Below are 25380 nucleotides of genomic sequence, written 5' to 3' on the forward strand. Positions count from 1 at the left end.
GGGGTCGGGAAGGGCCGGGGTACCGGTACGGGCGGGACCGGGAGATGGCGCGGGACGCCTCGCGGGTGGAGGCGTTCAGCGACGCGGTCATCGCGATCGTGCTCACGCTGATGGCGGTCGAGCTGCTGCAACTCGGCGAGGTGCCGTCCGGGCGCGGGCTCGCCGAGGCGCTGGGGCACGAGTGGCCCGCCTACCTCGCGTACGTGATCACCTTCGCGATCGTCGGCCAGGTCTGGCTGACCCACCACAACATGTGGCGCTACGTCGTGCGGGTCGACCAGATGCTGCTGGTGCTCAACCTGCTCCTGCTGCTCTTCGTCGCGGCGATCCCGTTCACCGCCGACCTGCTCGCGGACAACCTGCGCGGGAGCGTGGCCGACCAGCGGCTGACCGCGGCCCTCTACGTCGGCGCCGTGCTCGGCGAGGCGCTCTTCTTCAACCTGAGCTGGTGGTGGGCGCGGCGTCGCCGACTGCTGCACCCAGACCTGGATCCCCGGCTGGCCCGAGCCGTCGCGTTGCGCTTCCTGCTCGGCCCGGTGCTCTACCTGGTCGCGTTCGCCTTCGTCTTCGTCGACCCGGTCCTCAGCCTCTGCCTCTACCTCCTGCTGGTCGGCGTCTACCTCGTCCGCGGCCCCGGCGACCTCCCCTCCTCCGCTCCCACCTGACGCGCGATCTTGCACTTTCCGCCCCCGCGAATGCGACAAGAGCCGCGATTAGAGGGCCGGAAGTGCAAGATCGCCGCGTCGTCGGGGGGTCAGGGGGTCAGGTCGGCGAGGATGCGGCGGGCCGCGTTGTGGCCGGCGGCGCCGATGACGCTGCCGGCGGGGTGGCAGCCGGCGCTGCCGGCGTACACGCCGTCGATGCCGGTGGCGTACGGCATGCGGTCGGTGAACGAGACGGTGTTGTCGACGTGGTGGATGTGCCCGCCGGTGATGCCGAAGTGCGCCTCGATGCCGGGCGGGGGCAGCGGCACCGCGTCGGCGATCAGGTCAGCCGTGCCCGGTGCGTACCGCTCGCAGATCCCGACCAGCCGCTCGACGTACCCGGGCAGCGCCTCGTCCCACGTGGTGCCGGCCGGCTGGTAGGGCACCGACTGGACGAAGAGCGCCGAGGAGTGGTGGCCGCGGCCGTCCGACAGCGACGGGTCGACGGTGGTGTGCAGGTACCACTCGATCGTCGGCTCCTCGGGCAGCCGGCCCGCCTGGACGTCCGCCCACATCGCGCGCAGCGCAGCCATCGGCGATTCGCCGCCCCCGCCGAGCAGGGAGTCCGAACCGGGCAGCAGGTGGATGGTCGACCCGAACGGGCTCGGCGCGTCCGCCGGCAGGCAGGAGAAGCGGGGCAGGCCGGTCAGCGCCAGGTTCAGCTTGAGGGTGGTGCCGGGGCGGCGGACCGCCGCCATCCGCTCGCTCAGCGGCGCCGGGAGCGCGCCCTCGGGCAGCAGGTCCATCAGCCGGTACGGGTCGCAGGCGCCGAGCACCACCCGGGCGGCGACCTCCCGTCCGTCGGCGAGGACCACGCCGCTGGCCGCGCCGCCGTCGAGGGTGATCGCGCTGACCGGCGTGCCGGTGCGGATCGTCGCGCCGGCGGCCCGGGCGGCCCCGGCGAAGGTGCGGGACACGGTGCCCATCCCGCCCTCGGCGATCATCCAGGTGCCGTCGGAGCCGGGCAGCCGGCACATGTTGTGCACGAGGAAGTTGTGGCCGGTGCCCGGGTCGTCCGGCCCGGCGTTCAGCCCGGACAGGCCGTCGGTCACCGCGTACATGCTGACCAGCAGCTCGGAGCGGAAGTCGAAGCGGGCGAGGTGGTCGGCGACCGAGCCCCGCACCAGGTCGACGAAGACCTGCCGCAGCGCCGGTCGGACGTGGCGCTCGGCGGTCTCCTCGACCGGCAGCGGCTCGGCCAGCCAGGCCGGGGCGAGGTCGGCGCGCAGGGCGGCCAACTCGGCCTGGAGCGCGTCGTCGGCGGCCACGTCGGCGGGGGAGAAGAACTCCGCGAGCTGCGCCCGGGTGCCCGCCGCGTCGCTGCCGAAGAGAAGGTAGGGCGAGCCCTCCGGGCCGGGGGTGGGCAGGAAGTAGTGCGGGTCGCGGCGCAGCACCGGGATGCGGACGTCGAGCGTGGCGAGCAGCTCCGGCGGCATCAGCCCGAGCAGGTAGGACCCGGTGGAGTGGCGCAGGCCCGGCACCTTCGGGAAGGGGTTCTCCGTCCGGGTGGCCCCGCCGATCACCTCGGCGGCCTCCAGCACCAGCACGTCGAGCCCGGCGCGGGCGAGCATGATCGCGGACACCAGACCGTTGTGCCCGGACCCGACGATCACCACGTCGGCCCGGGTCGGCAGCTCGTCGCTCATGCCGGGGGAGCCTAGTGCCCGCCGACGCCGCCGGTCAGCCCTTCGGGGAGGGCGGGGCGGACGCCTCGCCGGGGCGCCCGCCGGACAGCTGGGCGGTGAACGTCGTCAGCTCCAACTCGAACAGCGCCTCGGCCTCGGTGACCGCCCAGGTGAGCTGGCCGAAGACCTCCATGGCGACCAGGCCGTAGAGGCGGGTCCAGCCGGAGAGGAAGGCGTACGCGACCTCGATCGGCACCTCGCCGTGGCTGAGCCGCAGCGGTTCCAGCCGTCCGCCGAGGTGTTGCTGGAGCAGCTCGACGGGCGGGGTGGGGAAGGGGGACCGGCGCCAGAGGTCGATGACGGGTTGCACGAAGACCGCCCCGAACCGGGCGCCCGGATGGTCGGGGTCGACGCAGTCGTCGACGAAGGCGTCCAGCCCGGGGACCCGGGCGCCGAAGATCAGCCCGAACTCGGCGGAATGGGCCACCGCCCAGGCGCGGAACGCGCGGCACATGGCCAGGAGTTGATCGACCGGCTCGGCCCCGGCGTCGTCGCGGGCCGCCTCCAGCCGCACGCGCAGCTCGTCGTAGAGGTCCCCCGCGAGCGCCGCGACCAGCGCCTCCAGGCTGGGGAAGTAGCGGTAGATGGCCGGTGCCGTCATGCCCATGTCCCGGGCGATGGCCCGCAGCGAGATCGCCTCGACCCCACCGGTCACCAACAGCCGCCGTGCCGCGTCCTTGATCTCGGCGACGGTCGCCGTGCGCAGGCGTTCGCGTCGGGACGGTGCGGTCATTCGGCTAACCCCCTTGACCAAAGCGAACCCCGTTGCCATAGTTAACGGCGTTCACCTTAATGAGCGATGGTTACAGCTTAGCCGTCGGCGGAGGGAGAGGCGAATGTTCGCCTGGTGGGGACACGCGGTGGTGCGGCTGCGCTGGGCGGTGCTGGCCGCCGCCCTGGTGGTCGTCGCGGTCGGGTCGACCTGGGGGGCCGGGGTCTTCGGGCAGTTGACCGGCGGCGGCTACGACGATCCGGCGAGCGAGTCGAGCCGCGCCGCCGAACGGATCACCGCCGAGCTGGGGCCGCAGGGCGCCGACCTGGTCGTGCTCTGGAGCAGCGACGGGGCGACCGTCGAGCAGGCGACCTTCCGCGACCCGGTCACGGCCACCGTCACCCGCCTGCGCGGGCACCCCGAGGTCAGCAGCGTCACCACCTGGTACGACACCCAGGCACCCGCGCTGCTGTCCACCGACCGCCGGGCCACCTACGCGCTGGTCCAGCTCCGGGCCGCCGACGAGGACGGCAAGACCGCCGCGTACGAGGACCTGCGCCCGGCCCTGACGGCGCCCGGCGTACGGACCGAGGTCGGCGGCGCGGTCGCGTTCCTGCACGAGGCGAACCGGCAGACCACCGAGGACATCACCCGGGCGGAGATCCTCTCCATGCCGGTGCTGCTGGTGCTGCTCGTGCTGATCTTCGGCGGGCTGGTGGCCGCGTCCACCCCGCTGCTGATCGGCGGGCTGGCCGTCCTCGGCGCGTTCGTCGCCGTCCGGCTGGTCAACCTGGTCACCGACGTGTCGATCTTCGCCGTCAACGTCATCACCCTGATCGGCCTCGGCATGGCGGTCGACTACGCCCTCTTCGTGGTGAGCCGGTTCCGCGAGGAGTTGGCCGCCGGACACGACACCCCCGCCGCGATCCGCCGCACCATGGCGACCGCCGGGCGGACGGTGCTGGTCTCCGGCCTCACCATCGCGCTCGCCATGGCCAGCCTGCTGATCTTCCCGCAGGCGTTCCTGCGCTCGATGGGACTCGGGGGGATGGCCGCCGTGCTGGTGGCCATGCTGGCGGCGCTGACCGTGCTGCCGGCCCTGCTCGCGGTGCTCGGCCGCCGCATCGACGCGCTGCGCGTACCGCTGCCGTGGCGGCGGCGCACGCGGGCCGGGCGGCCGGCGGCGGGGGAGACGGGCGGCGCCTGGGCCCGGATCGCGCGGAGCGTGATGCGCCGCCCGGTGCGCTACCTGGTCGCGGTGACCCTGCTGCTCCTGGTGCTCGCCGCGCCGTTCCTGCGGATCACCTTCGGCGGGTTCGACGAGCGGGTGCTGCCCGCGGACGCCGCGCCCCGGGTCGTCTCCGAGCGGATCGCCGCGGAGTTCCCCGGCGGTACGGTCGCGCCGATCGACGTGCTCGTGTCCGGTGCGTCCCCGGCGCAGGTGCAGCCCTTCGCCGACCGGGTGGCCGCCGTGCCCGGCGTGACCGGCGTGCAGGTGGCGGCCAGCCGGGGCGCGTCGACGCTGCTGACGGTGACCTACCCGGGCGAGCCGACCGGCGACGTCGCGCAGGACGTGGTCCGGACGCTGCGCGACCTGCCCGCCCCCGCCGGCGCGGAGGTGCTCGTCGGGGGCCGGCCCGGCGCCGACCGGGACCTGCTGGACAGCCTCGGCGACCGGCTGCCCTGGATGGCCCTGCTGATGGCCGCCGCGACCCTGGTGCTGCTCTTCCTCGCCTTCGGCTCCGTGGTGCTGCCGGTCAAGGCGGTGCTCATGAACATGGTGTCGATCGGCGCCTCGTTCGGCGTGGTGGTCTGGATCTTCCAGGACGGGCATTTCGCCGACCTGCTCGGGTTCACTCCGACCGGGTTCATCGAGCCCAGCAACCCGATCCTCATGCTCGCCGTGCTCTTCGGGCTGGCGACCGACTACGAGGTGTTCCTGCTCTCCCGCGTGCGCGAGGAGTGGGACCGCAGCGGGGACAACACGGCCTCGGTGGCCGCCGGGCTCCAGCACACCGGCCGGATCATCACCGCCGCCGCGCTGCTGCTGATCATCGTGGTCGCCGGCTTCGCCAGCGGCGCGATGGCGTACATCAAGCTCATCGGGATCGGCATGATCGTGGCGATCCTGGTGGACGCGACGCTGGTCCGGGCGCTGCTGGTGCCGGCCACCATGCGGCTGCTGGGCCGCTGGAACTGGTGGGCCCCGGGCCCGCTCGGCCGGGTCTACCGCCGCTACGGCATCCGCGAGACCACGGACCCGGAGCCGTCGCCCCGCGAGCCCGCCCTCACCCGCTGACCGGCGCCGCCGCGGTCGTCCGGGAGGTCCGCGCCCGTCGCGGACCTCCCGCTCGGCTCACCCGGTGGCCGCGCCGCGCGCCGCGCGCCAGCGGGACAGGGCGAGGGTGGCGGAGTAGCCGGCCAGCACGATCACGTGGAAGAGGTAGAGCCAGAGCAGCACCGCCACGCCGGCGCCGATCTCGTCGAAGCCGCCGAACGGCGCGCCCAGGTCGATCGGGAGCGAGGCGAAGAGCACGAACCCGTGCAGGAAGCCGGAGAGGTTCGCCGCGGTGAACGACCCGACGCCCAGCGCGGAGAGCCAGTCCGGCGACGCCGGGCCGACCACCCGGAACACCCACAGCAGCACCGGGGTGAGCACCAGCCACACGCCCAGGAAGGAGAGCACCACGCCGAGCGCGCCGAGCCAGCCGCCCTGGCGGACCAGCCCGGTGGTGGTCGGCAGGGCCAGCAGGATCGACAGCAGCAGTGCCGGTGCCGGGGCGAGCAGCGGCAGCAGCAGCAACCGACCCCGCCAGCCCACCAGCGACTCGTTGCCGCGCAGGCCGGCGACGGAGACGAAGGCCCGGCGCAGCCCCTCGCCGTACAGCGACGCCGGCAGCAGCGAGGCCAGCGCGAGCAGCGGGGTCAACCCCACCCCGGCCTCGACCAGCGCGGCCACCGCGTGCGGCGTGCCGATCTCGTCCGGCAGCGTGCGGACGGCGTACGACGTGAGCCGGCGGACCCGGTCGGCTCCCGCCAGCAGCGCGGTCAGCCAGATCGCCAGCAGCGCCACCGGCACCACGGCGATCGCCCCGTAGAAGGTGATGGCGGCGGCGTGTAGCGACAGGTCCCGGCCGCGCAGCGGGCGGAACGCGGCGTTGGTGATCCGCTTCGCCCGTCGCCATCCGCCGCCCATCGGGTGCTCTTTCCCCGCCGGTGGGCGCGCCACTCGCGAACCCGCCCGCGGTCCGGCTGGCGTGGAGCCCGCCGGGTGGCACCGACACGGCACCCACCGGTACCGACCCGGACCACCACGGCGGACTTTCCGTGGCCGCAGCGGGTCTGATCCTCGCCGGCACGTTCGCCTCGATGCTGTTCGCCGTCGCCCCCCGGACGGCGGCGCTCACTAGGATCGCCACGCATGACCGTCCTCACCACGGAGCGCCTGGTCGTGCGGGAGTGGACCGCCGACCCGCCCGACCTGGCCAGGCTCTTCGACATCTACTCCCGGCCGGAGGTCACCCGGTGGCTGGCCGCGCCCGGCCTGCCCCTGGCCGACCCGGCGCAGGCCGCCGACCGGCTCGCGATGTGGCGGCAGCGGCACGCGGGGCACGGCGGTCGCTACGGCACCTGGGCGATCGAGGTCCGCGACACCGGCGTGGTGGCCGGCACGGTGCTGCTCAAGCCGCTGCCGGGCCGCGACGAGGGCGTGCCGACCGAGGACATCGAGGTGGGCTGGCACCTGCACCCCGACTCCCAGGGCCACGGGTACGCCACCGAGGCGGCCCGCGCCGTGGTGGCGCGGGAACTCGCCGCCGGGACCCGGGAGGTCTACGCGGTCGTGGCGCCCGGCAACGAGGCGTCGATGGCGGTGGCGCGCCGGCTCGGCATGACCCACGTCGGCCGCCGCACGGACTGGTACGGCGGCGAGGAGGTGGAGACCTTCGTGCTGACCGGCCCCGTCGACGCCGGCTGAGCGGGGCGGCGGGCCCGGTCGGCTGACAACTGCCGGCGCTTCGGTGGTGGCTCGCCCGGCCGGCTCCGTGCCGGGGTCGGGCCCGGTGTGCGATCCCCCGCGGCGCGGGCTGCGGCGACCAGGCTGGGCCGAGCGGAGTGTTCCGCTGCGGGGCGAGCCGGGACGGCCCAGGCGGCTTTCGCGCCCGAGCCGGCGCCGGGCGCTCAGCGGCGCTGGGGAAGAATGGCCCCGTGACGTCCCCACGCGATCTCGTCCTGCTCGGCTCCACCGGCTCGGTCGGCACCCAGGCCGTCGACATCGTCCGGCGCAACCCCGACCGGTTCCGGGTGGTCGCGCTCGGCGCCGGCGGCGGCAACGTCGAACTGCTCGCCGCCCAGGCCCTCGAACTCGGGGTGGAGGCGGTGGGCGTGGCGAAGGCGTCCGCCGCGCAGGACCTCCAGCTCGCCTTCTACGCCGAGGCGAGCCGGCGCGGCTGGGCCACCGGCGACTTCAAGCTGCCCAAGATCGTGGCCGGCCCGGACGCGATGACCGAGCTGGCGCAGTGGCCCTGCGACGTCGTGCTCAACGGGGTCGTGGGCTCGCTCGGGCTCGCGCCGACCCTGGCCGCGCTGCGCGCCGGGCGTACCCTCGCGCTGGCCAACAAGGAGTCCCTGGTCGCCGGCGGCCCCCTCGTCAAGGCCGCGGTGACCCGGCCGGGGCAGATCGTCCCCGTCGACTCGGAGCACTCGGCCCTCGCCCAGTGCCTGCGCGGCGGCGCCCGCGGCGAGGTGCGCCGGCTGGTCGTCACCGCCAGCGGTGGCCCGTTCCGGGGCAGGCGACGCGACGAGCTGACCGAGGTCACGCCCGAGCAGGCGCTGGCCCACCCGACCTGGAACATGGGGCCGGTGGTCACGATCAACTCGGCCACGATGGTCAACAAGGCGCTGGAGGTGATCGAGGCGCACGAGCTGTTCGACGTGCCGTACGCCGACATCACCGTGATGGTGCACCCGCAGTCGGTGATCCACTCCATGGTCGAGTTCGTGGACGGCTCCACCCTCGCCCAGGCCAGCCCGCCCGACATGCGGCTGCCGATCGCGCTGGGCATCGGCTGGCCGGACCGGGTGGGCGGCGCCGCCGCCGCGGTCGACTGGACGGCGGCGCACACCTGGGAGTTCGCGCCGCTGGACGACGAGGCGTTTCCGGCGGTGGCGCTGGCCAAGGCCGCCGGCGAGGCCGGGCGCTGCCGGCCGGCGATCTACAACGCGGCGAACGAGGAGTGCGTGGCCGCGTTCGTGGCCGGCCGGCTGCCCTTCCTCGGCATCGTCGACACCCTTCAGCGGGTGCTGGAGGACGCTCCCGACTTCGACGAACCAGGTACCGTCGAGGACGTGCTCGCGGCGGAGTCGTGGGCGCGCGCGCACGCGCAGGAGATCATCATCGCGGGTTCGGTGGAAGGAGCTTGATGGCGTACCTGCTCGGGGTGGTGCTCTTCGCCCTCGCGATCCTCATCTCGGTGAGCCTGCACGAGGCGGGGCACATGCTCACCGCCAAGGCATTCGGCATGAAGGTCACCCGCTACTTCGTCGGCTTCGGTCCCACGCTCTGGTCGTTCAGGCGGGGTGAGACCGAGTACGGCGTCAAGGGCATCCCGCTCGGCGGCTTCTGCAAGATCGTCGGCATGACGCCGCAGGACGACGACGTCGACCCGGCGGACGAGCCGCGGGCGATGTGGCGTTACCCGGTGTGGAAGCGGACGATCGTGATGTCCGCCGGCTCGATCACCCACTTCGCGCTGGCCCTGGTCACGCTCTGGGTGATCGCGGTCACCGCCGGCCTGCCCAACCCCGACTTCCCGAGCACCGAGGCCGAGATCCGCAAGGAGCCGGCGGTCATCCAGCTCTCGGACTGCGTGGTGCCGGAGAACACCCTGCGGGAGTGCACGACCACCGACCCCGCCAGCCCCGCCGCCCAGGCGCAGCTGCGCGACGGCGACCGGATCACCGCCATCAACGGCACGCCGATCAACGACTACGGCCAACTGCTCACCACGCTGCGCGCCCTCAAGCCGGGCGACACGGCGCAGATCGCGTACGTCCGGGACGGCCAGCCGGGCACCGCGAGCGCGGTGCTCGCGCAGACCCAGCGCCCGCCGCTGGACGACCCGAAGGGGCAGGTCGCCACCGTCGCCGCGCTCGGCGTCGGTCTCGTCCCCAGCACCCCCACCCGGGTGACGTACGGGCCGGTCGGCGCGTTCGGCGCGACCGCCGACTTCACCGGCGACATGGCGGTCAACACCTTCGAGGCGATGAAGCGCATCCCGCAGAAGGTCCCGGCCCTGTGGACCGCGATCACCGGCGGCGAGCGGGACATGGACACCCCGATCAGCGTGGTCGGCGCGAGCCGGCTCGGCGGTGAGGCGGTGGAGAACAACGCCTGGCTGCTGTTCTTCATGCTCTTCGTCTCGCTGAACTTCTTCATCGGCGTGTTCAACCTGCTGCCGCTGCTGCCGCTGGACGGCGGGCACATCGCCATCGCCTGGTTCGAGCGGGCCCGCTCCTGGCTCTACGCCCGGATCGGCCGCGCCGACCCGGGCCGCGTCGACTACCTCAAGCTCATGCCCTTCACGTACGCGGTGATCCTGATCGGCGGCGCGTTCACGCTGCTGACCATCACGGCGGACGTCGTCAACCCGATCACGCTCTTCTCAAGGTGAGTGCCTCAGTGACCGCTGTCAGCCTCGGCATCCCCGCCGTGCCGCCCCCGCCGCTCGCCCCGCGCCGGGCGAGCCGCCAGATCATGGTCGGCTCCGTGCCGGTCGGTGGGGGTGCGCCGGTCTCCGTGCAGTCGATGACCACCACCCTCACGGCCGACGTCAACGCCACCCTCCAGCAGATCGCCGAGCTGACCGCGTCCGGCTGCCAGATCGTCCGGGTCGCGGTGCCGTCCCAGGACGACGTCGAGGCGCTGCCGGCGATCGCGAAGAAGTCGCAGATCCCGGTCATCGCCGACATCCACTTCCAGCCGAAGTACGTCTTCGCCGCGATCGACGCCGGCTGCGCGGCGGTCCGGGTGAACCCGGGCAACATCCGCCAGTTCGACGACAAGGTCAAGGAGATCGCCAAGGCGGCCGGCGACGCGGGCGTGCCGATCCGGATCGGCGTGAACGCCGGCTCGCTGGACAAGCGGCTGCTCGCCAAGTACGGCAAGGCCACCGCCGAGGCGCTGGTCGAGTCGGCGCTGTGGGAGTGCTCGCTGTTCGAGGAGCACGGCTTCCGTGACATCAAGATCTCGGTGAAGCACAACGACCCGGTGGTGATGATCCGGGCCTACCGGCTGCTCGCCGAGAAGTGCGACTACCCGCTGCACCTGGGCGTCACCGAGGCCGGCCCGGCGTTCCAGGGCACGATCAAGTCGGCGGTCGCCTTCGGCGCGCTGCTGGCCGAGGGGATCGGCGACACCATCCGGGTCTCGCTGTCGGCCCCGCCCGTGGAGGAGATCAAGGTCGGCGCCGCGATCCTGGAGTCGCTCGGGCTGCGCGAGCGCGGCCTGGAGATCGTCTCCTGCCCGTCGTGCGGCCGGGCGCAGGTCGACGTCTACAAGCTCGCCGAGGAGGTCACCGCCGGCCTGGAGGGGCTGCCGGTGCCGCTGCGGGTCGCCGTGATGGGCTGCGTCGTGAACGGCCCGGGCGAGGCCCGCGAGGCCGACCTGGGGGTGGCCTCCGGCAACGGCAAGGGCCAGATCTTCGTCAAGGGCAAGGTCGTCAAGACCGTGCCGGAGGCGCAGATCGTGGAGACGCTGATCGAGGAGGCGCTGCGCATCGCCGACGAGATGGGCGCCGAGCTGCCCGAGGAGCTGCGCGGCCTGCTCCCGGGGGCGACCGTCACCGTGCACTGATCTCCTCCGGCCCGCCGGCAGGCGGGCCCACGCCACCGAAGGGGTGGCCGCTCCGCGCCGGAGCGGCCACCCCTTCGTCGTAGCCGCGGCCGAATGGCGGGACGACAATGCAAACCGTACGTACGTCTTGCTATGGTCTCGGCGTGCGACTCCTTCCTGAGCCGGGCCCGGCCCGGACCCTCACCCTCGGCACTCTCGTCCGCACCGTCGGGCGCGGTCTCTGGCTGGTGGCCAGCGCGCTCTTCCTCACCCGCTCGGCCGGCCTGAGCGCCACCGAGGTCGGGCTCGGGCTGACCGTTGCGGCCCTGGTCGGCCTGCTGGCCAGCGCCCCGGCCGGATACCTGGCGGACCGGCTCGGCCCCCGGGCCACCCAGATCGTGGCGCTGGCGGCCAGCGGCGTCCTGACCACCGCCCTGCTGGCCGTCGGGTCGCTTCCCGCGTTCCTCGCCGTCGGAGCGGCAACCGCGGTCGCCGATGCCGCCGACCGGGGCGCCAAGGGCGCGCTCATCGCCGGTTCCGTCCCCGCCGACCAGCGGGTCCGCACCCGCGCCTACCTGCGGGCCACCACCAACGTCGGGATCTCGGTGGGCGCGGTGCTCGCCGGCTTCGCGATCGCCGCCGACACCCGGGCGGCGTACGTGGCGCTGATCCTCACCGCCGCGGTGACCTACCTGCTCGCCGCCGCCGTCTTCACCCGGCTGCCGTACCTCCCGCCGGTGCCCGCCCCCGCGCACGGCCCTCGGCTCGTCGCGCTGCGGGACCGGCCGTTCCTGGCGTTCACCGTGCTCGACGGGCTCATGTCGATGCACTTCGGGCTGCTCAACATCGCCCTGCCGCTCTGGATCGTCGGGCACACCCGGGCGCCGGCCTGGTTGATCTCCGGCCTGATGCTGGTCAACACCGTGGTGGTGGTGCTCTTCCAGGTCCGTGCCGCGCGCGGCACGGAGAGCCTCGCCGGGGCGGCACGGGCGGCCCGTCGCGCCGGCCTCGCCATCGCCGCGGCCTGCGTCCTCTTCGCGGCCAGCGGCGGGCGCTCCACGGGCGTCGCCGTCGCGCTGCTGGTCGGCGGCGCGCTCGCGCACGTGGTCGGGGAGCTGTGGCACTCCGCCGCCGGCTGGGGGATCTCCTTCGGGCTGGCGCCGGAGGACGCGCACGGGCAGTACCAGGGGGCATACAGCATGGGCTACGAGCTGGGCAAGATGGTGGCGCCGGTGGTGGTCACCACGCTGGCCGTCGGCTGGGGCGTGCCGGGGTGGCTGCTGCTCGGCGCCCTGTTCCTGTCGCTCGGCGCCATGGTGCCCGGGGTCGTCGGCTGGGCCGCCCGCAACCGGTTCGCCGCGCCCGCGACCGCGCCGGTCGCGGTGCCGTAGTCCCTTGCGTCACTCGCCCGGCGCGGCGGGGGGCGGATCTGGCAGGCTGGTAGCCGTGCTGACGGTGCCGGTACGGCAACTCGGAGAGTCGGAGCGCCGCGCTGTCGAGCGGCTGCTCGACCTCGACCCGTTCGCGGGCGCGCAGGTCGCCGAGCGGGTCGCCGCGCGCGGGCTGGCCTGGTGGCGCGCCGAGGGCCGGGTGCTGGGCTACGGCACCCGCCGCAACCTGGAGTCGGTCTGCTGGCTCGGCGGCAACCTCACCCCGGTGCTCGCCACCGAGCCGGCCGTCGCCGCGTACGCCGACCTGCTCGCCGGCGAGGAGCGGCTCTGCTCGTCGATCGTGGGCCGGGCCGACGCGGTGCTCGGCCTCTGGGACCGGCTCTCCGACGTCTGGGGGCCGGCTCGCGACGTACGCCCGAACCAGCCGTTGCTGGCCACCGACGCGCTGCCGACGCTGCCGGCGGACCCGGAGGTGCGGCGGGTGCGCGGCGGGGAGATCGACCGGCTCTTCCCGGCGGCGGTGGCGATGTACACCGAGGAGGTGGGCGTCTCGCCGCTCGTCGACGACGGCGGTCGCGGCTACCGGCGGCGGGTGACCGAGCTGGTCCGGGCCGGGCGGGCGTACGCGCGCTTCGTCGACGGCCAGGTGGTGTTCAAGGCCGAGTTGGCGGTGGTCACCCGCCGGACCGCCCAGGTGCAGGGGGTCTGGGTGGCCCCCGAGTGGCGGGGCCGGGGCATCGCCACGGCGGCGATGGCGGCCGTGGTGCGCGACGCGCTGCTGCGGGTCGCCCCGACGGTGAGCCTCTACGTCAACGACTTCAACACCCCGGCCCGCCGGGTCTACGAGCGCTGCGGCTTCCGGCCGGTCGGCACGCTCGCCACCGTGCTCTTCTGACCCACCCGTCTCCGCGGCCCGCCGTCGCGAGTGCCGCCGCCCGCACGGCGGGGAGCGGCGCCGTCCTGTCCGGACCGACCGCGGTCGCCGCGGGCGTCGTCGGGCATGGCCGGGATCACCCTGGTCCGGAGTGACGAACCGGACGACCGGGGCTAGGCTGAGCATGTTTTTGCACTGACCAGTCAGTCTAAGAAGGTGGGCCGGAGCGGATGGTGGTCGTCGAAGCGCACGGGCTGGGGCTGCGGACCCGGCGGGGTTGGGTGTTCCGGGACGTCGACCTGACCGCCGCCGCGGGCGAGTTGCACGCGGTGACCGGGCCGCCCGGCAGCGGGCGCACCTCGCTGCTGCTGGCCCTGGCGGGGCGCTTCCCCACCAGCGAGGGGCGGCTGGCCCGGTACGGCCCGGCCGCGCTGGGGCAGGTCGCCGGGGTGCACGAGCCCGACCCGGCGCTGACCGTCGCCGAGCACGTCCGGGAGCGGCTGCTGCTGCTCGGGCCGGTGCCCCGCCGCCGCCGGCAGTTGGTGCCGCTCGCCGCGCTGCGGGCCCGGCGGGCGTACCGGCGGGACGCCCTCGCCGCCGCCGTCGCCGGGGCCGGCCTCACCGGGGACGCCCCCTTCGACCCGGACACCCGGGGCCGCGACCTCACCCCGCTGCAACGGCAGGTGCTCGGCCTCGTCCTGGCCACGCTGGCCGGGCCCCGGCTGATCGTCGCCGACGACGTGGACGCCGGATCCGACGCCCCGGAACGCGCCTGGCTCTGGGCGACGCTCGCCCGCCTGGCCGACCAGGGCTACGCCGTGGTCGCCAGCGCCCGCGCCGTCGAGCCGGACAGCCCGGCGATCGTGCACCGCCTCGGGGACCCGCCGCCCGTGCCGTCGCCCCCCGACCCGGCGGAGGCGCCGCCCGTGCCGTCGCCCCCCGACCCGGCGGTGGCCGGGCCGCCCGCCGAGGGCGGCCCGGGTGCCGAGACCGATCCGACCGAGACCGCCGAGGTGGCCCGATGAGCGTCTTCCGACTCGCCCGGTTCGAACTGCGCCGGCTGACCCGGGGCCGGCTGCCCCGCGCCGCGCTGGCCGTGCTCACCGTCATCCCGCTGCTCTACGGGGCGCTCTACCTCTACGCCTTCTGGGACCCGTACGCCAAGCTGGACCGCATCCCGGTGGCGCTGGTCAACGCCGACCGCCCCGCCACCGCCAGCGACGGCACCGTCGTGCACGCCGGGCAGGACCTCACCGACGAGCTGCTCGACCGGCGGGTCTTCGGCTGGCACGTCACCGACGCCCGGGACGCCGCCGCCGGCCTGCGCAGCGGCCGCTACCACCTGGTCTTCGCCATCCCGGAGGACTTCTCCGCCACCCTGGCGGCGAGCCCCGAACCCGACCGGCCGGCCCGCCGGGGGGAGCTGCGGGTGGTCAACGACGACGCCACCAACTACCTCTCCGGGCTGCTGGCCCGCACGGCGTTCAGCGAGATCCGGGCCGCCGCCGCGCAGAGCGCCGCCGGGAACTACTTCGAGAAGATGCTGGTGGGCTTCACCGACGCCAAGGCCGAGACCGGCCGGGCGGCCGACGGGGCCGCGAAGATCGCCGACGGGCTCGACTCCTCCGAGGCCGGCGCGGGCCGGATCGCCGACGGGCTGGGCACGTCGCAGGACGGCGCCGGCGAGATCGCCGACGGGCTGGACGCCTCCGCGGCCGGGGCGGGCAGCCTCTCGGCGGGCCTCGACAAGACCGCGAAGGGCGCCGACGAACTCGCCGCCGGGCTCGGCGAACTGCGTACCGGGGCGGTGCAGCTCGCCGACGGCACCGCCCGCGCGGCCACGCAGACCCGCGCGGTGGCGGACAAGGTCAACGGTGCGGCCGGCCGGATCGAGCCGGTGCTGCGGGACAACGCGAAGCGGATCGAGGAGTCGGCCACGGCGATCGCCGAGGGGGCACAGGCGCTCGCCGCCGGGCTGGACGCCCTGCCCCGGCGGGCACAGGAGGCGGTCACCCAGGCCGAGCGGGTCCGCGACCGCCTCGACGCGCTGGTCGCCGCGCACCCCGAACTCGCCGACGACCCGAGCGTGGTGGCCGCGCGTACGGCCGCGAAGGCGGCGGTCGAGGCGGCCCGCGCGGTGTCCGGCACGCTGGACGACGCCGACTTGACCACCCTGCGGAACCGGATGACCAAGGTCGCCGCCACCGCCCGCGAGATCGCCGCAACGGCACCCCACCTGGCCGACGACGTCGCCGCCGCGAAGGCGAAGGTGAACGAGCTGGCCACCGGGCTGGGCACCCTCGCCGAGGGCAGCGCCAAGCTGCGCGACGGCCTCGGCACGGCGGCCACCGGCGCCGGCGAGCTGCGCGGCGGGCTGTTCCGGCTGGCCACCGGCGCCCGGGAACTCGACGGTGGGCTGCACCGGCTCAGCACCGGCGGCGAGCGGCTCGCCGACGGCCTGACCCGGCTGGAGAGCGGGGCCGGCGACCTCGCGGCCGGCCTGACCCGGCTGGGCGGCGGCGCCGGCGACCTGGCCGACGGCCTGACCGCGGGGAAGGACAAGCTCCCGGGGTACGCCGACGCGGATGCCCGCGCCGCCGTCCTCGGCGACCCGGTGTCGCTGGACCGCACCGCCCGCAACCCCGCTGGCGCTTACGGCGTGGGCTTCGCCCCGTACTTCCTCGGGCTGGCCCTCTGGGTCGGCGCGATGATCACGTACATGCTGCTGCGGCCGGTCAACCGGCGGCACGTGATGTCCGGCGCGCCCGCCTGGCGGGTGGCGCTGGCGGGTTGGCTGCCCGCCGCGGCGATCGGGCTGGCCCAGGCCGGGGTGCTCTTCACGGTGGTGACCCTGGCGCTCGACCTGGCCCCGGCGCGCCCGGCGGCCACCCTCGGCCTGCTCGCGCTGGCCTCGCTCGCCTTCACCGCGATCGTGCAGTGGCTCGGCGCGCTGCTCGGCCCGGCCGGCCGGCTCGCCGCGCTGGCCCTGCTGATGCTCCAGCTCACCTCGTCCGGCGGCACCTACCCGGTGCAGACCTCGCCGGGCTTCTTCCAGGCGATCCACCCCTGGCTGCCGATGACCTACGTGGTCACGGCCCTGCGGCACACCGTCAACGGCGGTGCCGCCAGCCCGGTGGTCACCGGGGCGCTGGTGCTCGCCGGCTTCGGCGCGGCGGCGCTCGCGCTCACCGTGGCCGCCGCCCGCCGGGCGCGCCGCCTGACCCCGGCCACGCTGCACCCCGAACTGTCCATGTGAGGATGCTGGCGGGTCGGGCGCGCGGACGGGGAGGGCCAGTGACGGACGGACGGTCGCGGCGGCGGGAGGACACCCGCCAGCGCCTCTTCGAGGCGGCCGTGGAGCTCATCGCCGAGCAGGGCTTCTCGGCCACCACCGTGGACGACATCGCGGGCCGCGCCGGGGTGGCCAAGGGCACCGTCTACTACAACTTCGAGTCCAAGACGGTGCTCTTCGAGGAGCTGCTCCGGCACGGGATCGGCCTGCTCACCGCCGAGTTCCGGGCCGCCGTGGCCGGGCTGCCGCCCCGTGAGGCGCTGGCCGCGCTGGTTCGCGCCGAGTTGGAGTACATCCGGCGGTACCGGGCCTTCGCGCAGCTCCTGCTCTCGGAGATGTGGCGGACGAACCGGGAGTGGCAGCAGACGCTGCGGCTGCTGCGCGGCGAGGCGATCGAGGTCATCGCCGAGACCGTCCGGTCCGGGGTGGCCGCCGGCGACCTGCCCGAGGACCTGGACGTGCGGACCGCCTCGTCCGCGCTCTTCGGCGTCGGGCTGGTGGTGGCGGTGGACTGGCTGGTCTTCCAGCCGGACCGGCCGATCGAGGACGTCGAGGAGGCGCTGCTCGGCATCGTCCGCCGGGTCGCCCGGACCTGATCCGGCCGCCCGCGTGCGCGGGCGGCCGTAAATGGGTTGAAGCGGACACCCCCACCGAGCAGGCTGGTTGCTCTCCCCACCGCCTTCCCGAAGGGACTCCGTGATGCGTCTGCTCCGGGACCTGTGGGGCACCTCGCCCCGCCGCATGGCGGTGGTGACCTGCCTGATCGTGCTCGGCGCCGGCGGCCAGTCCGCCGCCGCCGCGCTGGCCGGTCCCGTCCTGGTGCACCGCGCCGGCGGGTTCTTCGCGCTGCTCGCCGTGGCGCTGGTCGCCGCCGTGCTCAGCGACCTCGTGATCAGCCTGCTGATGGCCGGGCTGACCGCCGACTGGTCCGCCGACGTGCGCCGCCGGCTGTGCCGGGTGGCGCTCGGGCAGGACCTGCCCACCCTGGAGACCACCCCCGTCGGCGAGCTGCTCGACCGCATCGACGGCGACGTCTACCAGGTCGCCGCCGCCGTGCGCAGCCAGGGCGTACGGCTCGCGCAGGGGCTGGCCACGGGCCTGCTCTCGACGGTCGTCGCCCTCGCGGTCTGGTGGCCGGCCGGCGTCGGGATGCTGGTGCTCACCGTGCTGCTCGCGGTCGGGCTGCGCCGGCCCACCGCGCGGATCGCCCCCGCCCGGATGGCCGAGGAGGAGGCCTGGTCCGACCTGGCCGCCGTCATGGAGGAGGCCGTCCACGGCCAGGACGACGTGCGGACCAGCCTGGCCCGGCCGTACGTGCTGCGCCTCTACGCCCGGCGGGCGGCCGAGGTGCTCGACCGGGGCGTCCGGGTGTGGCGGATGTCGGCCCGGGTCACCACGGTGGCCGCCGGCGCCAGCGTGGCGGCGATCGCCGCCGTGGTGCTCGGCGGCGCGTGGGCGCTGGTCACCGGCCGGATCGACGGCGCCCGGCTCACCGCGGTCTGGCTGCTCGTGATCGGGTTCGGCATGACCGTCGAGCACGTCAGCCGGATGGTCCCCGAACTCCAGTACGCCCTCGGCGCGTGGGGCCGGGTGCAACTGCTGGCCAGCTCCCCGCAGGAGCCCGTGGGCGGGGCCGCCCCGACCGAGGGCGACCTGCTGGTCCGCGGCCTCACCTTCCGCTACCCGAGCGCCGAGCCGGACGGCGGGCGCGGCCCCGCGCTGCGCGACGTGAACCTGATCTTCACCCGGGGGCGCTCGTACGCCCTGGTCGGCCGGACCGGCTCCGGCAAGTCCACCCTGGCCAAGGTGCTCACCCGGGCCGTCGACGTGCCGCCGGGGACGGTCTTCCTGGCCGGGCGCGACCTGCGCGACCTCGACGTCGAGCAGCTGCGCCGGTGGATCGCCGTGGTGCCCCAGCGCACCGAGATCCTCGCCGGCACCCTCGCCGAGAACGTCGCGCTGTTCGAGCCGGAGCTGCGCGACGCCGCCGCCCGGGCGCTGCACGAGTTGGGCCTGGCGGGCTGGATCGCCGAGCTGCCCGACGGCCTGGAGACCCGGCTCGGCGAGGGCGGGCACGTGCTCTCGGCCGGGCAGGAGCAACTGGTCGCCTTCGCCCGGATCCTGGTGCGCGACCCGCACGTGGTGATCCTCGACGAGGCCACCGCCCGCCTCGACCCCGTCACCGAGGCGCGGGTGCAGCAGGCCACCGAGCGGCTGCTGCGCGACCGGATCGGCATCGTCATCGCGCACCGCCTGTCGTCCGTGCGTCGCTGCGACGAGGTGGTGGTGATGGCCGACGGGGCGGTGGTCGAGGCGGGCCCGCTGCGGGAGTCGGAACGCTTCGCCGACCTGCTCGCCACCAGCCACGCCACCGCGTACGCGCACGCCGCGTCGGGGGCCAGGACCGGCGGTGCGGACCTGCTGACCGGCTCGCCGGACCCGTGGCCGCCCACCGAGCCGGGCACGGTCGAGCCGGCGGCCGGACCGCCCGCCGTGCGCGACGGCGACGGAGGGCCGGCCGTGCGCGACGGCGACGGAGGGCCGGCCGTGCGCGACGGCGACGGGCCGCCGGCGGCACCGGAAGGGTCCGCGGCGGCGACCCCGACGCCGCCGCGGGGGCTGCGGGGCCTGCGGGAGCTGCGCGAGGTCCTGCGGCTGTGCGTCAACGACCCCCGGTACGGGCTGGCCTCGCTGTCGCTGTTCGTGCTGCTGGTGATCCTCGGGTTGGACGGGCCGGTGCTGCCCTGGCTCTGGGCCGACCTGGTGGACGGCGCCGGGGAGCCCTGGCTGCCGGCGGTGGGGATCGTCGCCGCCCTGCTGGTCACCGTGCCGGTGCACTGGTTCACCGGCTACCGGTTCCCGCAGTGGTGGGTGCGGCAGATGCTGCGGATCAGCCTGCGGCTGGTGCACGGGCAGACCGGCCCGCGCCGCGTCAGCGGGCACACCCCCGCCGAGGTGGTGGCCCAGGGCGGCGACACCGAGCGGGTGGTGCAGCTCGCCGACAACGTGAGCGACCAGGGGATCTCGCTCATGCTGCTGGCCGCGATGACGGTCGTGACCGGCAGCGTCGTGCCGGGGCTGTTCTTCGCCGGGACGATGGTGGTCTCCGGGCTGGTCGCGACGCTGTTCGGGCCGCGGCTGGAGCGCTCCGCGCGGGCCACCGTGGCGGCCCGGGCCGCGTTCGCCACCGCGCTGGTCTCCACGCTGTCGGCCGCCCGTACGGTGAAACTCGCGGGCGCCACCCGGCCGGTGCTGGCCCACTTGGCCGACCTCGACGTCGTCCGCAGCGACCGGCAGCGCCGGGAGATCGCGGTGCAGGTGTGGTCGCGGTCGACCCCGTCGCTGGTCAGCGGCCTGCTGCCGATCGGCGCGTGGGCGCTGTTCCTGGCCGGCCAGCTGTCGGCCGGGGCCACCCTCGTCGTGGTCGCCACCCTGGCGGCGGCCCGCTGGTTCGCCTGGACGACGGCGTCGCTGATCTCGCAGATCCCCTCGGCGCGGGTGTGGACGCGGCGGACGGTGGCGATGACCGGGGTGCGGGCGTACTCGGCGGCGGTGCCGGACGTGGACCTGGGCGCGGGGACCGCGCCGGCGCCGGACGTGCCACCCCGGCGCCCGCTGCGCCGGCTGGAGCTGACCGGCTTCGGCGTCCGGCACACCGACGGGACGGTGGCCGTCCGCGACGTCGACCTGACGGTGGAACGCGGCCAGCTGGTGCTGGTCGTCGGGCCGGTCGGCTCGGGCAAGTCGTCGCTGCTGCGGGCGCTCGCCGGCATCGCCCCGCACACGGGCCTGCTGACCTGGAACGGCGAGCCGGTCACCGAGCCGGAGCTGTTCCTGCGCCCCAACCAGGTGGGTTACGTCGGCCAGCTGCCCCGGGTGCTCTCCGGCACGGTGGCCGACAACATCACCCTCGGCCACCAGGTGGACGCCGCCGCGGCGGTGTCGACCGCCCAGCTCGACCATGACCTGGCGGCGGCCGGGGGCGGGTTGGGGCTGCTCATCGGGCACAAGGGCACCCGGCTCTCCGGCGGGCAGCTCCAGCGGCTCGCGCTGGCCCGGGCGCTCGCGCCGCGTACCGAGCTGCTGGTGGCCGACGACGTGTCCTCGGCGCTGGACGTCACCACGGAGCTGGCGCTCTGGCAGGCCCTGCGCGAGCACGGGGTGACCGTGGTGGGTTCGACCTCGAAGCGGGCGGCCCTGGTCCGGGCCGACCACGTCGTGGTGCTCCGTGCCGGCACGGTCGCCGCCCAGGGCCCCTGGCGCGAGCTGGAACCCCGCTGGTCCCACCTGGCCGGCTGACCGGGCGTGGTCGGCGCCCCGGCCCCGCCACCGGGGTCGCGGACGTCGATCCCGAGGTCGGCGGCGATGCGCGACGAGCGCCGCCGACCTCACGACCGGCGAGGGGAGCGGCCCGGGACCGGTCAGACGGCGCGGAGGTACTGGGCGGGCCAGGCGGCGGTGGCGCCGAGCTTGGCGGCGGCGCGGTGCGGCCAGTACGGGTCGCGCAGCAGCTCGCGCCCGAGCAGGACCAGGTCGGCGTCGCCGGCGGCGACGACCGCCTCCGCCTGCTCCGGCTCCACGATCAGGCCGACCGCGCCGGTGGCCACGCCCGCCTCGCGGCGCACCCGGGCGGACAGCGGCACCTGGTAGCCCGGGCCGACGGGGACCGTCGCGGTGGCCGACGCGCCGCCGGAGGAGCAGTCGACCAGGTCGACGCCGGCGCCGGCCAGCTCGCCGGCGAGCACCACGCTGTCCTCGACCGTCCAGCCCTCGGGCTCCCAGTCCGTGGCCGAGATCCGGGTCAGCACGGGCACGTCCTCGCCGACCGCCGCACGGACCGCGCGGGCCACCTCCAGGGTCAGCCGCATCCGCCCGGCCCGGTCCCCGCCCCAGGCGTCCCGCCGGTGGTTGGTCAGCGGCGAGAGGAACTCGTGCAGCAGGTAGCCGTGCGCGGCGTGGATCTCCACGGCGGCGAAGCCGGCGTCGACCGCCCGCCCGGCCGCCGCCGCGAACGCCTCGACGACGCCGGCGATCCCGGCCTCGTCCAGTGCTTCCGGCACCCGGTAGTCGGGCACGAACGGCGTCGAACCCGGGCCGACCGGGGTCCACCCGCCCTCCGCGTCGGGCACCCCGCCGCGCCGTGGCGCCCACGGCCGGTACGTCGACGCCTTGAACCCGGCGTGCGCGAGCTGCACCGCCGGCACCGCGCCGTGCGCCGCGACGAACGCGGTCACCGGCCGCCACGCGTCGACGTGGGCGCCGGACCAGAGCCCGGTGTCCTGCGGGCTGATCCGCCCCTCGGGTACCACCGCGGTGGCCTCGGTCATCACCAGGCCCGCGCCGCCGACCGCCCGGGCGCCCAGGTGCACCAGGTGCCAGTCCGTGGGCAGGCCGTCCGGGCCGGCGGTGTACTGGCACATCGGCGCCAGGGCGATCCGGTTGGGCAGGGTCGCCGCGCGCAGGGCCAGCGGCGTGAAGAGCGCACTCATGTCGTCATCCTCTCCGGGACACCGGGGAGGACCCCTCGTGGGAGGGGCCCTCCCCGGTCCGTCGGGTGGGCGGCCCGGCGCGGTCGGCGACCTGCCGGGGCGGATCCGGGCGCCTCGGACGTCGGCCGGGACGGGGCGCTCAGGCCGGGACGGGGCTCAGGTCCTCCGGCCGGCGGGACCGGGCGTCGGCGTCCGCGTCCGCCGGGGCGAGCGGCGCGCGCCGGCCGGCCGAGTCGTACGCGGTCCGGTCCAGCGTGCCCTCGCGGGCCGCGACGATGGTCGGTACCAGCGCCTGGCCGGCCACGTTGGTGGCGGTGCGGATCATGTCGAGGATCGGGTCGATCGCCAGCAGCAGGCCGGCGCCGGCCAGCGGCAGGCCCAGCGTGCTCAGGGTCAGCGTTAGCATCACGATCGCGCCGGTCAGGCCGGCGGTGGCGGCCGAGCCGACCACCGAGACGAAGGCGATCAGCAGGTAGTCGGTGACCCCGAGGTCCACCCCGAAGACCTGGGCGACGAAGATCGCCGCCAGCGCCGGGTAGATCGCGGCGCAGCCGTCCATCTTCGTGGTCGCGCCGAACGGCACCGCGAACGAGGCGTACTCGCGGGGGACGCCGAGCCGCTCGACCGAGCGCTGGGTCACCGGCATCGTGCCCACCGAGGAGCGGGAGACGAAGGCCAGCTCGATCGCGGGCCAGGCGCCGGCGAAGAAGCGCAGCGGGTTGAGCCGGCCGGCGGCCACGAGCAGCAGCGGGTAGACCACGAACAGCACGATCGCGCAGCCGACGTAGACGGCGGTGGTGAACTTCGCGAGCGGCGCCACCAGATCCCAGCCGTACGAGGCGACGGCGTTGCCGATCAGGCCGAGCGTGCCGATCGGGGCGAGCCGGATGACCCACCAGAGCGCCTTCTGGACGATCTCCAGCAGCGCGCGGTTGAGCGCCACGAACGGCTCCGCGGCCTCGCCGACCAGCAGCGCCGCGGCGCCGACGACGAGGGCCAGGAAGACGATCTGGAGCACGTTGCCGTCGACGAACGCGCCGACCGGGTTGGTCGGCACGATGCCGGTGAGGAAGTCGGTCCAGGAGCCGGTCTTCTTCGGGGCGGCGGCGGCCGCGGTGTCCAGGGTGACGCCGCGACCGGGGTCGGTGAGCAGGCCGAGCCCGATGCCGACGCTCACCGCGATCAGCGCGGTGACGCCGAACCAGAGCAGGGTCTTCAGCGCGAGCCGGGCGGCGTTGGCGACCCCCCGCAGGCTGACGACGCTGACGACGATGGCGGTGAAGACCAGCGGCGGCACGGCCAGCTTGAGCAGCTGGACGAAGAGGCCGCCGACGGTGTCGAGGGTGCTGGTGAGCCAGCTGAGGCCGTTGGCGCGGGCGAGGAAGCCGAGCGCCACGCCGAGGACGAGGCCGAGCAGGATCTGCACGGAGAAGGGGATCTTGCGCAGGGCGGAAGCCATGAGGATGTGTCCCAGGGTCTGGAGGTCGAACGGGGCAGCGTCAGGAGAGCGGCTGCGCCGGACAGACGCCGCTGGCCTGCAGTCGGAGGTCGACATACAGGCGAACGGTGAGGTGCCAGACGTTGGTCATCGCTCGCCGAGGCTAACGCCCTGGCCGGCCGGCCGGAAGTATCGACTCCGGTGACGCTCCTTACAGCAGGGGTGGGGAAGGGGCCTCTCCGCCACCGGAGGCGTCGGCGAGGTGCCCTTCCTCACCGCCGGAGGGCGACGGCGGTGGCGGTGGCGGCGGCCCAGAGGAGGGCCACCAGGAGCAGCAGCCGCTCCAGCACCCCGACCAGGGCGCCCCGGCCGACGGTGAGCATCGCCAGCCCCACCGCCCCGGCCAGCGGCAGCGCCGCCGCGGCCGCCCCGGCGCCCAGCCGGCGCAGCGACCGGTCGGCCCCGGGCGTGAGGGCGATCGCCAGCATCGCGAGGACCACCGAGGCCACCGCGACGATGCTCGCCCCGCCGTGCACCAGGTCGGCCGCCGTGGCCCGCTCGAACGGCGGCAGCGGGCAGCCCTCGCTGCACGTCACCGCGCCCGAGACCAGCGTGAGGACGCTCCCGGCGGCGAGCAGCGCGGCCGCGACCCGCAGCCCCGCCCGCAGCGCCGCCGCGAGCAGCAGCAGCGCCGCGGCCAGGGCGAAGACCCCGATCCGGTACGCCGGGGCGTACGCGCTGTCGGTGACGCCCGCCTCGCTGACGTACCCGGTCAGGCCCGGGCCCGGACCGGCGACCACGGCGACGGTCACCGCCGCCGCGCCAGCGGCGATGCAGCCGACCGCGGCCGACGCGGCGGCCCGGCGCCAGGTGGCGGTCGGGGCGGCGCGGCGGGGCGCGGGCCCGCCCGGGGTGGTGGTCGGGCCGGCCCGGCGCGGCTCAGCCACGCCCGTGCGGCGTGGTCCAGCCGGAGGTGTCGGGGCCGAGCGGGACGATGCCCGTCGGGTTGATCGCCGCGTGGGTGCCGTAGTAGTGCCGCTTGATGTGGTCGAAGTCGACCGTCTCGCCGAAGCCCGGCGTCTGGAACAGGTCCCGCGCGTACGCCCAGAGCACCGGCATCTCGATGAGCTTCTGCCGGTTGCACTTGAAGTGCCCGTGGTACGCCACGTCGAAGCGGACCAGGGTGGTGAAGAGCCGCACGTCGGCCTCGGTGATCGCGTCACCCATCAGGTAGCGCCGGCCCGCCAGCCGCTCCGACAGCGCGTCGAGCCGCGCGAACAGCGCGGTGAACGCCTCCTCGTACGCCGACTGGGAGGTGGCGAAGCCGCACCGGTAGACGCCGTTGTTGACGTCCCGGTGGATCTCCGCCATCAGCGCGTCCATCTCGGGGCGGAGCTCGACCGGGTAGAGGTCCGGCGCGTCCGGTGAGTGCAGGCTGCGCCACTCGGTGGAGAGGTCGAGGGTGAGCTGCGGGTAGTCGTTGGTGACCACCCGCCCGGTGCGGGTGTCGACCAGGGCCGGCACGGTGACCCGCCCGGTGTAGTCGGGGTCGGTGGCCAGGTACGCCTCGGAGAGGAAGCCGATGCCGAGCACCGGGTCGAACCCGTCCGGGTCGAGGCTGAACCGCCAGCCCCGCTCGTCGCGGATCGGGTCGACCGTGCCGAGCGAGATCGCGTCCTGCAGGCCGAGCAGGTTCCGGACGATCCGAGCCCGGTGCGCCCACGGGCAGGCCCGGCACCAGATCAGCCGGTAGCGGCCCGGCTCCAGCGGCCAGCGGCCCTGCTCGTCGGGGCCGCCGCCGGCCGGGGAGGTCGAGTGGGGGGTGACCCGACCGGTGAACCGGTTGGGCTGGCGGACGAACTCGCCACCGCCGCTGGTCTCTGCGCTGAACTGGGCCCGGGCCATGCCGTCAACCTATCCGCTGCGCGCGCGGATATCCTGGCTGCCGGGCGTCCCCGTGACCC

General features: G+C 75.2%; 19 protein-coding genes. 12 read left to right on the plus strand and 7 right to left on the minus strand.

All coding sequences use genetic code 11. From position 1 onward, the window contains the following. Positions 1–665: TMEM175 family protein (locus ACSNOB_RS14345; RefSeq protein WP_436687095.1), on the plus strand; the 665-nt coding region annotated here is incomplete at its 5' end. Positions 666–754: 89 nt separating this feature from the next. Here the strand turns inward: ACSNOB_RS14345 and ACSNOB_RS14350 are convergent. Both ACSNOB_RS14350 and ACSNOB_RS14355 read right to left on the minus strand, forming a co-directional pair. Continuing rightward, the gene (locus tag ACSNOB_RS14350; protein ID WP_436687096.1) at positions 755–2350 is read right to left on the minus strand and encodes a phytoene desaturase family protein; all 1596 of its coding nucleotides are present in this window, start codon (positions 2348–2350) and stop codon (positions 755–757) included. A gap of 34 nt (positions 2351–2384) precedes the next feature. Beyond that, entirely contained in the window at positions 2385–3122 is a 738-nt protein-coding gene (locus ACSNOB_RS14355; RefSeq protein ID WP_436687097.1) for a TetR/AcrR family transcriptional regulator, read from the minus strand. A 103-nt stretch (positions 3123–3225) separates the two neighbouring features. On the opposite strand from ACSNOB_RS14355, the gene ACSNOB_RS14360 reads away from it, so the two are divergent. After that, positions 3226–5400 (plus strand): MMPL family transporter, encoded by a 2175-nt coding sequence (locus tag ACSNOB_RS14360; protein WP_436687098.1) that lies wholly within the window; start codon positions 3226–3228, stop codon positions 5398–5400. Positions 5401–5457: 57 nt separating this feature from the next. On the opposite strand, the gene ACSNOB_RS14365 is transcribed toward ACSNOB_RS14360, so the two are convergent. Then, positions 5458–6297, minus strand: coding sequence for a YhjD/YihY/BrkB family envelope integrity protein (locus ACSNOB_RS14365; protein ID WP_436687099.1), 840 nt, complete (start codon positions 6295–6297; stop codon positions 5458–5460). Positions 6298–6522: 225 nt separating this feature from the next. Between ACSNOB_RS14365 and ACSNOB_RS14370 the strand changes: the two genes are divergently transcribed. The 10 genes from ACSNOB_RS14370 (at position 6523) to ACSNOB_RS14415 (ending at position 20788) form a co-directional block, all read left to right on the plus strand. Beyond that, positions 6523–7077, plus strand: coding sequence for a GNAT family N-acetyltransferase (locus tag ACSNOB_RS14370; RefSeq protein ID WP_436687100.1), 555 nt, complete (start codon positions 6523–6525; stop codon positions 7075–7077). A 230-nt stretch (positions 7078–7307) separates the two neighbouring features. Beyond that, positions 7308–8522, plus strand: coding sequence for a 1-deoxy-D-xylulose-5-phosphate reductoisomerase (gene dxr / locus ACSNOB_RS14375; RefSeq protein WP_436687101.1), 1215 nt, complete (start codon positions 7308–7310; stop codon positions 8520–8522). Continuing rightward, complete coding sequence (locus tag ACSNOB_RS14380; protein WP_436687102.1) at positions 8522–9772, plus strand: M50 family metallopeptidase; 1251 nt, start codon at positions 8522–8524, stop codon at positions 9770–9772. The genes dxr and ACSNOB_RS14380 overlap by 1 nt, the downstream gene beginning before the upstream one ends. Positions 9773–9780: 8 nt before the next feature. Continuing rightward, the gene (ispG, locus tag ACSNOB_RS14385) at positions 9781–10953 is read left to right on the plus strand and encodes a flavodoxin-dependent (E)-4-hydroxy-3-methylbut-2-enyl-diphosphate synthase (RefSeq protein ID WP_109905485.1); all 1173 of its coding nucleotides are present in this window, start codon (positions 9781–9783) and stop codon (positions 10951–10953) included. A 143-nt stretch (positions 10954–11096) separates the two neighbouring features. Continuing rightward, a complete protein-coding gene (locus tag ACSNOB_RS14390) occupies positions 11097–12323 on the plus strand; it encodes an MFS transporter (RefSeq protein ID WP_436687103.1) in 1227 nt (408 codons plus the stop codon). Between the two features lie 55 nt (positions 12324–12378). Then, on the plus strand, positions 12379–13218 hold the full coding sequence (locus ACSNOB_RS14395; protein ID WP_436687104.1) for a GNAT family N-acetyltransferase: 840 nt from the start codon (positions 12379–12381) through the stop codon (positions 13216–13218). A 209-nt stretch (positions 13219–13427) separates the two neighbouring features. Beyond that, entirely contained in the window at positions 13428–14222 is a 795-nt protein-coding gene (locus tag ACSNOB_RS14400; RefSeq protein WP_436687105.1) for an ATP-binding cassette domain-containing protein, read from the plus strand. After that, on the plus strand, positions 14219–16453 hold the full coding sequence (locus tag ACSNOB_RS14405) for a YhgE/Pip family protein (protein WP_436687106.1): 2235 nt from the start codon (positions 14219–14221) through the stop codon (positions 16451–16453). Before ACSNOB_RS14400 ends, ACSNOB_RS14405 begins: the two co-directional genes overlap by 4 nt. Before the next feature lie 38 nt (positions 16454–16491). Further along, a complete protein-coding gene (locus tag ACSNOB_RS14410; protein ID WP_393104926.1) occupies positions 16492–17085 on the plus strand; it encodes a TetR/AcrR family transcriptional regulator in 594 nt (197 codons plus the stop codon). 103 nt (positions 17086–17188) lie between these two features. Further along, positions 17189–20788 carry an ATP-binding cassette domain-containing protein gene (locus ACSNOB_RS14415; protein WP_436687107.1) on the plus strand — a complete coding sequence of 1200 codons (3600 nt, stop codon included), beginning with the start codon at positions 17189–17191 and terminating at the stop codon, positions 20786–20788. A 122-nt stretch (positions 20789–20910) separates the two neighbouring features. Here the strand turns inward: ACSNOB_RS14415 and ACSNOB_RS14420 are convergent, their stop codons facing one another. The 4 genes from ACSNOB_RS14420 to ACSNOB_RS14435 form a co-directional block, all read right to left on the minus strand. Further along, positions 20911–21978 (minus strand): NADH:flavin oxidoreductase/NADH oxidase, encoded by a 1068-nt coding sequence (locus ACSNOB_RS14420; protein WP_436687108.1) that lies wholly within the window; start codon positions 21976–21978, stop codon positions 20911–20913. Between the two features lie 139 nt (positions 21979–22117). Continuing rightward, complete coding sequence (locus ACSNOB_RS14425) at positions 22118–23425, minus strand: dicarboxylate/amino acid:cation symporter (RefSeq protein ID WP_436687129.1); 1308 nt, start codon at positions 23423–23425, stop codon at positions 22118–22120. Between the two features lie 263 nt (positions 23426–23688). Further along, a complete protein-coding gene (locus tag ACSNOB_RS14430) occupies positions 23689–24363 on the minus strand; it encodes a DUF998 domain-containing protein (RefSeq protein WP_436687109.1) in 675 nt (224 codons plus the stop codon). Then, the gene (locus ACSNOB_RS14435) at positions 24356–25321 is read right to left on the minus strand and encodes a glutathione S-transferase family protein (RefSeq protein ID WP_436687110.1); all 966 of its coding nucleotides are present in this window, start codon (positions 25319–25321) and stop codon (positions 24356–24358) included. The genes ACSNOB_RS14430 and ACSNOB_RS14435 overlap by 8 nt, the downstream gene beginning before the upstream one ends. Between the last annotated feature and the right edge of the window lie 59 nt (positions 25322–25380).

It is taken from the genome of Micromonospora sp. URMC 106 (genome assembly GCF_051386395.1).
Lineage (GTDB): Bacteria > Actinomycetota > Actinomycetes > Mycobacteriales > Micromonosporaceae > Micromonospora.